Source organism: Alterirhizorhabdus solaris (assembly GCF_007785815.1).
GTDB classification, from domain to species: domain Bacteria; phylum Pseudomonadota; class Alphaproteobacteria; order Sphingomonadales; family Sphingomonadaceae; genus Alterirhizorhabdus; species Alterirhizorhabdus solaris.
On the sequence record NZ_VNIM01000105.1, the window covers coordinates 1 to 12941 of the forward strand.

Annotated in this window: 10 protein-coding genes and 1 pseudogene; 4 read left to right on the top strand and 7 right to left on the bottom strand. The window is 68.3% G+C overall.

The features are described 5' to 3' along the window. Window positions 1–203: 203 nt before the first annotated feature. From rpmI to pheT, 4 genes are all read left to right on the top strand, one after another. Complete coding sequence (gene rpmI, locus FOY91_RS18080; protein WP_145154928.1) at window positions 204–404, top strand: 50S ribosomal protein L35; 201 nt, start codon at window positions 204–206, stop codon at window positions 402–404. A gap of 16 nt (window positions 405–420) precedes the next feature. Next, complete coding sequence (rplT, locus tag FOY91_RS18085) at window positions 421–798, top strand: 50S ribosomal protein L20 (RefSeq protein WP_145154930.1); 378 nt, start codon at window positions 421–423, stop codon at window positions 796–798. 133 nt (window positions 799–931) lie between these two features. Further along, entirely contained in the window at window positions 932–2050 is a 1119-nt protein-coding gene (pheS, locus tag FOY91_RS18090) for a phenylalanine--tRNA ligase subunit alpha (protein WP_145154932.1), read from the top strand. Then, complete coding sequence (pheT, locus tag FOY91_RS18095) at window positions 2047–4431, top strand: phenylalanine--tRNA ligase subunit beta (RefSeq protein WP_145154934.1); 2385 nt, start codon at window positions 2047–2049, stop codon at window positions 4429–4431. Before pheS ends, pheT begins: the two co-directional genes overlap by 4 nt. A gap of 390 nt (window positions 4432–4821) precedes the next feature. Here the strand turns inward: pheT and FOY91_RS18100 are convergent, their stop codons facing one another. From FOY91_RS18100 to FOY91_RS21795, 7 genes and pseudogenes are all read right to left on the bottom strand, one after another. After that, the gene (locus FOY91_RS18100; protein WP_145154936.1) at window positions 4822–7131 is read right to left on the bottom strand and encodes an FdhF/YdeP family oxidoreductase; all 2310 of its coding nucleotides are present in this window, start codon (window positions 7129–7131) and stop codon (window positions 4822–4824) included. A gap of 82 nt (window positions 7132–7213) precedes the next feature. Then, window positions 7214–7558 carry a curli-like amyloid fiber formation chaperone CsgH gene (gene csgH / locus FOY91_RS18105; RefSeq protein WP_145154938.1) on the bottom strand — a complete coding sequence of 115 codons (345 nt, stop codon included), beginning with the start codon at window positions 7556–7558 and terminating at the stop codon, window positions 7214–7216. Then, window positions 7555–8340, bottom strand: coding sequence for a hypothetical protein (locus tag FOY91_RS18110; protein WP_145154940.1), 786 nt, complete (start codon window positions 8338–8340; stop codon window positions 7555–7557). The genes csgH and FOY91_RS18110 overlap by 4 nt, the downstream gene beginning before the upstream one ends. Beyond that, window positions 8337–8939 (bottom strand): hypothetical protein, encoded by a 603-nt coding sequence (locus FOY91_RS18115; RefSeq protein ID WP_162527276.1) that lies wholly within the window; start codon window positions 8937–8939, stop codon window positions 8337–8339. The genes FOY91_RS18110 and FOY91_RS18115 overlap by 4 nt, the downstream gene beginning before the upstream one ends. Window positions 8940–9022: 83 nt before the next feature. Further along, entirely contained in the window at window positions 9023–10474 is a 1452-nt protein-coding gene (locus FOY91_RS18120) for a hypothetical protein (RefSeq protein ID WP_145154944.1), read from the bottom strand. Window positions 10475–10590: 116 nt separating this feature from the next. Continuing rightward, the gene (locus tag FOY91_RS18125; protein WP_145154946.1) at window positions 10591–12456 is read right to left on the bottom strand and encodes a beta strand repeat-containing protein; all 1866 of its coding nucleotides are present in this window, start codon (window positions 12454–12456) and stop codon (window positions 10591–10593) included. Window positions 12457–12669: 213 nt separating this feature from the next. Beyond that, window positions 12670–12941: pseudogene (locus tag FOY91_RS21795) on the bottom strand (hypothetical protein); the annotation flags it as partial.

Genomic DNA, 12941 nt, shown 5'->3' on the forward strand with positions numbered 1-12941 from the left:
GGCAAAGGAGGAGACCGCCCCCGAAATCCGTCGCCTGCGCCACGGTGACGACGAGGTTCCGGGCAGCGGCTGAGCGCCATCGGGCCACGGTTGCCAAGGCGGCGGACTCTCCTTATAGGCCCGCGCTTCCGCGATTGGATGAACCGCCCGGCCGGTATGGGCTGCCGTGGCGATTCGCTGACGTCGCTGCTGAGGAGACGAAAATGCCCAAGCTCAAGACGAAGTCGGGGGTCAAGAAGCGGTTCAAGCTGACGGCCACCGGGAAGATCAAGCATGGTTTCGCTGGCAAGCGCCACCGGCTCATCAGCCATAACTCCAAGTACATCCGCCAGAACCGTGGCACCAGCGTGCTCGCCGTCGCCGATACGGCACGCGTGAAGCTCTGGGCGCCATACGGCCTGTAACGGAAGGGATTGAGATATGGCACGAGTCAAACGCGGCGTTACCACCAAGGCGCGCCACAAGCGCGTACTCGAACAGGCGAAGGGCTATTATGGCCGTCGCAAGAACACGATCCGCATCGCCAAGCAGGCGGTCGAGAAGGCGGGCCAGTATGCCTACCGCGATCGCAAGGTTAAGAAGCGGTCGTTCCGCGCACTGTGGATCCAGCGCATCAACGCAGCGGTGCGCGCCGAGGGCCTGACCTACGGCGTGTTCATGCATGGCCTGAAGCTGGCCGGCGTCGAGCTGGACCGCAAGGTGCTGGCCGACATGGCGATGCACGAGGGCGAAACCTTCGGCGCGATCATCGCGCAGGCGAAAGCCGCCCTGCCGGAAGACGCGCGCGTCGCCGCCTAAAGGCCAGGGCCTGAACCAAAGGGGCGCGGACGGCACCAGCCATCCGCGCCCCTTTGCGTTTCGGCGCACCGGCCTTTGCGTTGACGCGCCGGTTCGTCCTATGGCCGCTGCACACGCAGGAAGACGGATTTCGATGAGCGATCTCGACAGCATAAGTTCCACCCTGCTCGCGCAGGCCGCCGCCGCCGACAACCTCGACGCGATCGAGGCGGTGCGGGTGAAGGCGCTCGGCAAGCAGAGCGAGATCGCCGCGCTGATGAAGACGCTGGGCGGCATGTCACCCGACGAACGCCAGCGGCAGGCGCCGCTGATCCAGGGGCTGCGCACCCGCGTGGCCGATGCGATCGCCGCCCGCAAGGATGTGCTGGAGGCCGCCGCGCTCGACGCCCGCCTCGCCTCCGAACGGCTGGACATGACGCTGCCGGTCGCCACCGCGCCGCAGGGGTCGATCCACCCGGTCAGCCAGGTGATGGACGAACTGGCCGAGATCTTCGCCGACCTCGGGTTCGCCGTCGCGACCGGGCCGGAGATCGAGGACGACTGGCACAATTTCACCGCGCTCAACATCCCCGAGAGCCACCCCGCGCGGGCGATGCACGATACCTTTTATCTGGACGACCCCGAGCAGATGACCGGGGACTGGCTCGGCCTGTTCAAGCCGGATACGCGCAAGGTGCTGCGCACGCACACCTCGCCGGTGCAGATCCGCACGATGCTGAAACAGCCGCCGCCGATCCGCATCATCGCACCCGGCCGCACCTATCGCTCGGACAGCGATGCCACGCACACGCCGATGTTCCATCAAGTGGAGGGGCTGGTGATCGATCGCGGCATCCACATGGGGCACCTCAAGTGGACGCTGGAGACGTTCGTGAAGGCGTTCTTCGAGCGGGACGACATCGTGCTGCGCCTGCGCCCCAGCTACTTCCCGTTCACCGAGCCTTCGGCCGAGGTGGACGTGGGCTATACCCGCGACAAGGCCGGCCGCCGCGTGATCGGCGGGGCCGAGCCGGACGGCTGGATGGAGATCCTCGGCAGCGGCATGGTCCACCCCAAGGTGATCGCGGCGTGCGGGCTGGACCCGGCCGAATGGCAGGGTTTCGCCTTCGGCTGCGGGATCGACCGGCTGGCGATGCTGAAATACGGCATGGACGACCTGCGCGCCTTCTTCGACGGGGATCTGCGCTGGCTGCGGCACTACGGCTTCGCCAGCCTCGACGTGCCTACCCTCAGCGGCGGAGTCGGCGCATGAAGTTCACTCTCTCGTGGCTGCGCGACCATCTCGACACGAGCGCCTCGCTCGACGGGATCGTCGGCGCGCTCACCCGTATCGGGCTTGAGGTCGAGGGGGTCGAGAACCCGGCCGAGAAGCTGGGCGCCTTCACCATCGCCCGCGTGTTGACGGCCGAGCGGCATCCGCAGGCGGACAAGCTGCAGGTGCTGTCGGTCGACACCGGCGCGGGTGAGCCGGTGCAGGTGGTGTGCGGGGCGCCCAATGCGCGCGCCGGGCTGGTCGGCGTGTTCGGCGCGCCGGGCACCTATGTGCCGGGCAGCGATCTGACGCTGAAGGTGGCGGCGATCCGCGGCGTCGAGAGCAAGGGCATGATGTGCTCGATGCGCGAGCTGCAACTCTCCGACGCGCACGAGGGCATCATCGAGCTGGCGGAAGACGCGCCGGTCGGCACTGCCTTCGCCGACTTTGCCGGGCTGAACGACCCGGTGATCGACGTGGCGATCACCCCCAACCGGCAGGATTGCATGGGCGTGCGCGGGATCGCGCGCGATCTGGCGGCGGCGGGCCTCGGCACGCTGAAACCGCTCGATGTGCCCGTGATCGCCGGCGGCTTCCCCTGCCCGGTCGAGATCCGCACCGACGACCCCGCCGGCTGCCCCGCCTTCCACGGCCGAGTGGTGCGCGGCGTCGTCAACGGTGCCTCGCCCGAATGGCTGGCGAAGCGGTTGACGGCGGTGGGCCAGCGGCCGATCTCGGTGCTGGTCGATATCACCAATTATGTGATGCTCGATCACGGCCGCCCGCTGCATGTGTACGACGTGGCGAAGCTGGAGGGCGCGCTGGTCGCCCGCAAGGCGCGGGCCGGCGAGCAGGTCGAGGCGCTCAACGGCAAGACCTATGCGCTGGCCGAGACGATGACGGTGATCGCCGACGACGCAGCGGTGCACGACATCGGCGGCATCATGGGTGGCGAGCATTCGGGCGTGACCGAAGCCACCACCGACGTGCTGATCGAGTGCGCGTATTTCGATCCCGAGGGCATCGCCCGCACGGGGCAGGCGCTGGGCCTTGCCAGCGATGCGCGCACCCGGTTCGAGCGCGGGGTCGATCCCGCCTTCCTGCATCAGGGCCTCGCCATCGCGACGCGGCTGGTGCTCGATCTGGCGGGCGGCGAGGCGTCGGCGGCGGTCGTCGCCGGCACCGCGCCGGTGATCGAGCGGACGATCCATTTCGATCCCGCCCTCACCGCCCGGCTGGGCGGGCTGGCGGTGCCGGCGGATCGGCAGGCCGCGATCCTGAAGCGGCTGGGTTTCGCCGTTGCGGAGAGCAGTGACGGCCACAGCCTGTCCGTCACCACGCCCAGCTGGCGGCGCGACGTGGAAGGGGCCGCCGATCTGGTCGAGGAGGTTATCCGCATCGAGGGGATCGACGCGATCCCGTCGGTCCCGCTTCCCCGCGCCGAGGGCGTCGCTGTCCCCACCGCCACCCCGGCGCAGTTGCTGGAGCGACGCGTGCGCCGTGCCGCCGCGTCGCGCGGGCTGAACGAGGCGGTGACGTGGAGCTTCCTCTCGGAAAGCGAAGCGGCGGCGTTCGGCGGCGGGGCATGGACGCTGGCGAACCCGATCAGCGAGGAGCTGAAGGTGATGCGCCCCTCGCTGCTGCCCGGCCTGCTCGCGGCGGCGCGGCGCAACGCCGATCGCGGCGCGTCCGAGATCCGCCTGTTCGAGATCGGCCGCCGCTATGCCGCCGATGCCGAACATCCGACGCTGGGCTTTGTCCTCGTCGGCGATCGTTCGGCACGCGACTGGCGGCAGGGCAAGGCGACCGGCTTCGATGCGCATGACGCCAGGGCCGAGGCGGTGGCGCTGCTGGCGGCGGCGGGGGCGCCGGCCGACCGGTTGCAGGTGATGGCGGCGGTGTCGGGGGTCTATCATCCCGGCCGTTCCGCCTCGCTGCGGCTGGGGGCCAAGACGGTGCTGGCCGAGTTCGGCGAGTTGCATCCCGCCACGCTCAAGGCGTTCGGGCTTGCCGGGCCGGTGATGGCGGGCGAGATCTTCCTCGATGCGATCCCGGGCAAGCGGGCAAGCGGACGGATGCGCCCGGCCTATGCGCCCCCCGCACTCCAGCCCGTCACGCGCGATTTCGCCTTCCTGATCGCCGCCGACCGCCCCGCCGACGATCTCGTCCGCGCGGTGCGCGGCGCGGACAAGGCCGCGATCGTCGATGCCCGGCTGTTCGACATGTTCACCGGCACCGGCGTCCCCGAGGGCGAGAAGTCGCTGGCGGTGGAGGTGGTGCTGCAACCGAGCGACAAGAGCTTCACCGAATCCGACCTCACCGCGATCGCCGGGCGGATCGTAAAGGCGGCGGAGAAGGTGGGCGCGCGCCTGCGCGGCTAGATCGTGAACTTGTAACGGTTGCGGCGAGGAGGGGCGGCTGGTCCAGGGTTCCGGCGGAGGGCCTCTGGGTAGCGCGATACGGTCTGAGCGAAGCGGAGTGGCTGATCGGGTCGTTGCTTACCGAACGACTCGCGTGATGCGGCACGGGTGGATGACCGGCAGGTGCCAAACGACCCTTCTACGCACTGCGCGCCGGCTCGCCGTGGCGCAACCTGCCGGCTGGTATGGCCTGCACACGAGGGTCCACCATCGTTTCGATCAGAGAAGGAAGCGGGGTCCGGACCAAGGTGGTCGAGGCGCTCGCGGTGGGCCGCATCGCCCCCCCTCGACAAGTCCGCCCGGAATTCCCCTGCCGCCGTCCTTCCCGCCTCAATACGCACCCGCCTTAAACTACGAACCCACAGCCTGGGCCGTAACGATCCGCACCGGCACTGATTTGGCGGCCGGTACGTGGCTTTCCTCGGCGTGGTGTTCCAGTGCGATCAGCGGATTGCACTCGGGATAATAGGCCGCGATGCAGCCGTCCGGCACGCTGTAGGTGGTGACGCGCAGGCCTGCCACGCGGCGCGTCCGGCCATCGCCGGCATCGCTTTCCAGCGTCACGATCTGCCCGTCCGTCAACCCGGCGCGGGCGATGTCGGCGCGGTTCATCAGCACCACCATGCGCGTGCCCTTGATGCCGCGAAAACGATCGTCATAGCCATAGACGGTGGTGTTGAACTGATCGTTCGACCGCACGGTGATGAGCCGGTACCGCCCTTCGGCATCCGCGAAGCCGGCGGCGTCCAGCCCGGTCGGTACGAGGAACTCGGCCTTGCCCGAGGGCGTCTCCCACACCCGCTCGGATGCCTTGTTACCCTTCCAGAAACCGCCCGGTTCGGCTAGTCGCGCGTTGAAGTCCTTGAAGAACTTCGGGATCACCGCCGCGATCTCGTCACGGATCAGGGCATAATCGCCCGTCCATGCCTGCCAGTTGACGTTCGGGTTCGGCGGCAGCAGCGCCTGCGCGATCCCGGCGACGATCGCCGTTTCCGATCGCAGGTTCTCGCTCGCAGGCGTCGCCCGTCCGCGCGAGGGGTGGATCACGCTGGTGGAGTCCTCCACGGTCACGGTCTGCGGCCCGCCCGCCTGCCGGTCCAGCTCGATCCGGCCGAGGCAGGGCAGCAGATAGGTCGCACCGCGCGCCGGCACGATGTGGTTGCGGTTCAGCTTGGTGGCGATCTGCACCGACAGGTCGAGCTCGGCCCAGCCCCGCTCCATGTCCTCCGTCTCCGGCACCGCGCGCAGGAAGTTGCCGCCGAGCGCGACGAACGCCTTCACGCTGCCGTCGATCACGCCACGGCATGCCTCGACGGTGTCCAGCCCCTTCTCGCGCGGCGGCTCGAAGCCGTAACGCGCCTTCATCTCGTCCAGCGGCGCCAGCTCCGACTTCTCGGTGATGCCCACGGTACGCTGGCCCTGCACGTTGCTGTGGCCGCGCACCGGGCACGGCCCGGCGCCGGGGCGGCCGATGTTGCCGCGCAACAGCAGCAGGTTCACCAGCATGCGGACGTTCTCGACGCCCTTCACATGCTGGGTCAGCCCCATGCCGTAGATGCCGAGCACGGCCTTGGCCTTGGCATAGACCTTGGCCGCGCTCTCGATCGCCGGGCGGGTGAGGCCGGCGGCGGCGACGATCTCGTCCCACCCGGTCGCGCGCATCTTGTCGGCGAAGGGCGCGAAGCCGTGGGTATGCTTGGCGATGAAACCGTGATCGAGCACCGCCTCGCCATTGGTGGCCAGCGCCGCGTCGTCCGCCTCGATCAGATGTTTGGCGATGCCCGTCATCACCGCGAGGTCGCCGCCGGCGCGCACCTGATGATATTGGGTGGAGATGACCGTCTCGCCGCCGGTCGCCATCTCGATCGGGTTCTGGGGATCGGTGAACCGCTCCAGCCCTCGCTCGCGCAGCGGGTTGAAGGTGATGACCTCGATCCCGCGTTTGCGGGCCGAGCGCAGCTGGTGGAGCATCCGCGGACTGTTGGTGCCCACGTTCTGGCCGAAGAACAGGATTGCGTCGCAATGCTCGAAATCATCGAGCCGCGTGGTGCCCACCGGTACGCCGATCGCCGCCTTCAGCCCGACCGAGGTCGATTCGTGGCACATGTTCGAACTGTCCGGCAGGTTCTGGTTGCCGTACATCCGCGCGAGCAGCTGGTAGAGATAGGATGTCTCCAGGCTGGCCCGGCCCGAGGCATAGAATACCGCTGCTTTCGGATCGATCGCCTTCAGCCGCGCGCCGATTTCGGCGAAAGCGGTTTCCCAGGGAATCGTCACGTAGCGATCGGTTTCGGGATCGTACTTCAGCGGGTCGGTCAGCCGGCCATGCTGTTCCAGCTGATAATCGGTCCAGCCGCGCAGTTCGGTCAGGCTGTGTTCGCGGAAGAATGCCGGCGTCGTGCGCAGGCCGGTCAGCTCCCACGCGGTCGCCTTGGCACCCTCCTCGCAGAACTCGGCGGTATGCGGTGGATATTGCTTGGGCCACGCGCAACTGACGCAGGCGAAGCCGTCATGCTTGTTCTGCCGGGTGAGTTCCGCGACGATCGTGGGCGAAACCCGCTCGCGTGGCAGGATTTCCGCGACGGAACGCAACGAACCCCATCCGCCCGCCGGCCCGGTGAACGGCTTGATCTCCGGCTTGTCGTCCCGCTGTTCGCTCATCACATCCCCGCTTTCGGGGGATGAAACGCCCCGCCCGCCGGATGGGTTCGCGAAAATCATCCGGTGCCATCGACGTGGTGACCTACCCCTTCGAGCCGCGCTCCTGCCGGTAGGGCGCGCCCTTGTCCGGCGTCACGACGAGCGTGGCGGTCCAGCGCCCCGCCCCACCCCCGCCAAGCGCCACCGTCAGCAAGGTGGCAGGCGTGCCCGGCCGCAAGGTCGCCGCGCCGCCCTGGCTGGTGCGGTTGATCCCCCCCGGCCCCTGCCCGGCCACCTCCAGCGTATAATGCGCGTGATAGGGCGTGGTGGCGAGGCCGACGACGGTGAGCCGCACCATGCCGCCCTCCTCCCGCACCACCAGGTTGATCGGGGCGGGCTGCGGTACGCCCGCCAGCGCGGCGAGCATCAGGGCGATACCGGAGGTCATGGCTGGGTCGTCCCTATGGCGCCGAGCGTGCTGGTGGCGGCGGCGGCCTGCTCGGGCGTGAGGCCGGCGGTCGGATCTTCGCGTGCCGGCGCGGCGGGCGGTGGCGCGAGCACGATCGACGCGATCCCCTGCATGGCCGGCGCCGAGGCATCCGCGCCATCGCGCCCCACCCGGCGATTGGCACTGCGCGCGATCGCATCGCCGGCCGCCTGCTGCTGGTCCAGCGTCCGCTGGGGGATCACGCGCTCCTCGACCAACAGGCGCTGTTCGGGCGACAGCGGCTCGACGCCCGGTGGCGGGAACTCGCTGCCGCGCGTTTCGATCACCGTCGTGCAGGGTACGCGCGCGGCGGTCTTCGCGGCAGGATCGCAGCGATCGCGCCCCGCCACACGCGTCGTCGCGCCGGTGCGCCCCTGCGCGGGGGTGGAAAGCGGTGGGGCCGCCTGCGCGCTCCGCGGTGCCGGGGCGACCTGCGCCGGTCCGCTGGCCGACCGTCCGGTGGGCGTCAGTTGCACCGGCGCGCCCGCATCGCCCGGCGCGGCGATCTGCGCGGGCTGTGCGCCACGGCGCGTCGATCCCGCCGGCGCGATACCGCCCGGCGTCACGATGCGGCTGGGCTGGCTGATCTGCCCGGCCCGTGCGCGATCACCACGCGGGGCGGCCACGTCGATCTGGCCGACAACACCCGCCGGTTCCAGCGTCTGCGCCGCTGCCGGCACGCCGATCGGGGCGACCGCCCACGCCATCAGCGCACACAGGCGATGGCGCAGGCCGCGCGTCATTTACCGGCGCCGGTTTGCGTTATCTTCATCGCCTGACCACCGGACTGGATAATACCCATGTCGGCCAGATTGCTGCCGATCTGTGTCCAGCTCAACTGATTTCCGTCGCCATTCTGCGTGGCGGTCATCGCGTTGCCGCTGCCGACCTGGTTCAGCGTGGCGTTGTTGCCGGCACCGTTCTGGGCAAGCGCCATCACGTTGTTCGCCCCGGTCTGGGTCAGCGCGGCGAAATTGGTCGCGTCGGTCGAGGTCTGGCGGGACCGGGCGATATTGCCGCTGCCCGTCTGGGCAAGCAGGATCTCGTTATCGGCGGGCCCGTTCTGCTGCACGATCCCGTTGTTGGCGGATCCCACCTGAGCCAGCCGGGCCCTCATCGCGCCCAGGCCGGATTGTTCGATGCTGCCGCTGTTGCCGCCGCCCGCCTGCCGGAGATCGGCGCGGGCGTTCACCGCCCCCTGCTGCGTGACGGTGCCGACATTGCCGTCACCGATCTGGGCGATGTAGGCGCTGCTGCCCGCCGCGAGGCACGGCGTGGCGATGACCCCTGCCAGCACCGCGATCAGGCCGGTGATGCCGAGTTTCGTTAAACGAACGATCATCCCGATATCCTTTCGCGGCGAAACGCGCCGGGAACGTGGATGGTCCGCCCGCCGCCGTGACGACGGACGAACCATGCCGGACCTTATTGGTAGATGGCGGCGGTATTGTTGCTGCTGCCCTGCGCCTGCACGACACGCGCCTCGTTGCCGATGCCACCCTGGCTGATCGTGACGAGGCCGAAGCTGCCACCCTGGATCGACGTCACCTTGCCGTCGGTCCCGGTCTGCGTCAGGAACGCCTGGTTATCATTGCCCCGCTGCAGCGACAGAAGACGGTTGTCGGACCCGCTCTGCGAGACGTTGGCGGCGTTGCGCGACACCTGCTCGGCGGCGGCAAGACCCTCGAATCTCCCGGCAAGAGCGGCCGGGAAGGCGGCGGCATCGACATCGGCCTGGATCACGCCGGCCTGATTGCCGGTGCCCTGCTGGTTCACCGTCGTGCCGTTGCGGGTGCCGTACTGCGCGATGCCGGCGGCGCTGCCGGCGGCGACCTGGCTCAGCCCGGCGGTGTTCGTGGTGCCGACCTGAGCGATGCCGGCAAGGCTGGTGGCGCCCGTTTGCGAAACCGCCGCCTCGTTGGTCGTGCCGGCCTGCACCACGGCACCGATCAGGCTGTCACCGGTCTGCGTCACCGTGCCGCGGTTGCCCGAACCTCTGATCTGCACCACCGCCGCCAACGAAGCCGCGCCGGTCGTGTTCTGGTCGATATTCGCCCTCTGCGACCTGCCGGTCTGACTGACGAGCACGTTTCCGTTCGCGCCGCGCTGGAGAACACCGGTGTTGTTGTCGTCACCCACCTGCGTGACATCGCTGGTCTGCGATTCGCCGCGCTGTTCGACATAGGCGTCGGAATTGCCACGCTGATCCACGGTGGAGGTAGCGTAGAGGCCGCTCTGCACCACGGTCGTGGCGTTATCGCCCGCTGCCTGCGTCACGGTCGACCGGTTGCCGCCGTAATTGCCCACCACGGTCGGCGGTGTGACGGTGTTCTGAAGGATCAGCGCGCTGTCGGACGCGTCCTGCGTGATGGTGGAGACGTTGCCACCGACCGCCTGGGTCGCTTCACCCTGGCGAACGACACCGAACGAGGCGACGCCGGTCTGCGTGATGATCGACTTGTTGTGACCGATCTGCACCACGTCGGCGGTGCTGCCGCTGGAGGCCGTCCCACTCGCGCCGGCGCCGCTCTGGTCGATCTGCGACACGTTCGACCCACGACCGGTCCGCTGCTGCTGGGACACGGTGGCGACATTGCCGGCCCCGCCCTGCTTCACCTCGGAGGTGTTCGACGGGGTATAGACCGTGCCGTCGGCGTTCAGCACGATGCCGTTGTCCGACTGCGTGACGTTGGCGTTATTGGCTTGGCCGACCTGATCGATCTTCGACGTGCTCTTGGTCGTCGAGTTGGTCTGATTGGACTGCGCGTTGTTGCCAGTGCCGCCCTGATTGATCTCACTGGTGGAATTGGCCGCCAGCAGCGGGGTAGCGGCGAGCAGCGCGATGCCCGAGACGGAAGCGAGGATGATGCGTTTCATGGCTGTTTCCTGATTCGCCCATCGGCGATCAACATGATCGCGCGGGGCGTAAAGTGGTCGGATCAGAACCGGCTTTCCGGCGGCACCGCCCGCAGGCGATGCCGCCGGAATAGACGTTACTGGTTGATCGAGGCGTAGTTGCCGGTGCCGCCCTGCGCGATGGTGGCGACGTTGCCGATGCTGCCGGCCCCCTGCGTCACATAGGCAAACCCGCCCATGCCGCTCTGCGTGACGAACGCATCGTTGCCCGTGCCATCCTGGGTGACGCCGGCCGTGTTGCCGTCACCGCTCTGCAGCACGGCCGTATCGTTGCCCGTGCCCTGCTGCTGAACGACAGCGAAGTTGTTCTGGGCATTGCCGTCGCCGATCGGGGCGGCACCCGTGAAGTTGCCGTTCAGCGCCGCCGACAGGCTGGCAACCGTGAAGCCGGCCTGCGCCACGCCGGCCCGGTTACCGCTGCCGTTCTGCGTGATCCGGCCGTCGTTGTTGTTGCCGAGCTGCGCCACGCCGGCGTTCTGGTCGGCGCCGGACTGCGCGATATCGGCGTTGTTGGTGCTCGCAACCGTGACCGAGTCACCGATCTGGTAGACATAGGCGCGCGATACGCCGGTGGCCGCCTGATTCACGATCGCATTGTTGCCGAGGCCGGCCTGCGTGACATCGGCGATGCTGCCGAGGCCGCTCTGGTTCACGTTGGTGACGTTGCTCGTATCGCGTGCGGCGCTGATCGATCCACCGGTCTGGCGCACGACGGCGGTTGCCGCCGTCGACTGGTCCACGTTGGCGCGGTTGCCGCCGAAGAACCGCCCGCTGCCGACGATACCGCGCTGCGTTACCGTGGCGCTGGCCCCGGCGGTCGAGCCACTCTGCGTCACTGAGGCGGTATTGTAATACTCACTCTGCGTGACGCTTGCCGTGCCTGCCGCGCTCTGCGACACCCCGGCCAAGTTGACCTCGCCATTCTGATCGACGGTCGCCCGAGCGGCCCCCGACGTCGCGGTCTGGTCGATGCTGGAAACATTGTTCGCGCGGCCCATGTAGCCACGGGCTGCGGAGTCCAGACCGCCACCCTGCGTCACAATGACGTTTCCGCCGGCACGCTGGGTGACGTTCGACAGATTGCTGGTGCTGCTCTGGGTCACGGTGGCGGTCGCGCCGGAACCGAGCTGGCTGATGCCCGAAATGCTGTCGGCACCCGACTGGTCAACAGTCGCGGTGTTGAGCGAACCATCCTGGTTCACGTTGGACAGGACGCGCTCGCCAGACTGGGTCACACCCGACACGTTGTTGTCGCCGACCTGGGTCTGGTTGGCGATCGCATCGGTCGCACCGGTGTTCTGCGTGACGGTCGAATCGTTCGAGGGGAAGCCGTTGGTGCCGGTCGACCGCTGATAGACATAGGCCTGCGCGGCGGCGTCCTGCGTCAGAGTGGACTGGTTATCACCCTGCGCCGTGCCGAAAGCGCCGATCGCCGGCAAGCCTTCCTGCCGCACGTTACCGATGGCGCCATTTGCGCTCTGGTTCGCGGTCGACTTGTTGTTGATCCCGGTCTGATTGACATCGAGGGTTGCGGCCCCGGTCTGCCCTGCCGTCGAGCGGTTCAGTTCGCCCGTCTGGTTGACAACGACCTTCGCCCCGCTTGCCGACTGGGTGACGGTCGAACCGTTGCTGTGGCCCGCGTCGAGACCGAACAGCGCCTGATTGCGGTTCTGGTTGACGTTGGCCGTCGCGCCCGCGCCCGTCGCGCTCTGCGTGATTGTCGAGCGGTTTGCGGCACCAGCCTGCGTGGTGTTGCCGGTGTTGTTGGCGCCGCTCTGGGTCGTTGTCGCCGACGACGTGCTGGCGTTGGCCTGGGTCGTCTCCGCCTTCTGCGCGGTGCCGCCCTGATTGATCGTAGCCGTGTTCGAAGCGCCGGCCATCACCGGGCCGGCGGACAACATGAGGGCTGCGAAGGAAACCGATGCGAGAATAGTGCGTTTCATGGGTCTGGTCCTTTTATCTGCCCGGTCGATCAGCCGTTGGGATCCGGGCACGGATTGGTTCGACGTCCTGCCTTCTGTTCCGGGGCGACCCACCCCGGTATCCGCCTCTCTCTGGAGACGCTTGTTCCCTCGGAAGGCGCTGCAACGCCATTCGATGGATTATTGTCGGCGTCGCGTTCGACACGGTGATCGAAACGGCGACGCCTGATCTTGTCAGCCCCCGCTTCGCCGCGCCGGGAGGGGCGCGCGGTCGCTGGTGCGTTCCTCGTCATCCTTGCGGACCTGGCGTACCTTCGGGGCGAGCTGCGATCGTTTCAGCGCGGCCGCGATCCGCTCCTGCGGGTATTTGCCGTCGCGCTCGTCGCGGTATTTGAGCAGGAAGGGCGCGCCCGCCGCGCTGTCGGCGAAATCCCACAGCTTGAGCTCCACGCCCTCCATCACGAGGCCGTACACCGCCTTCTCGATCGCCTGCTGCAGGGCGATGG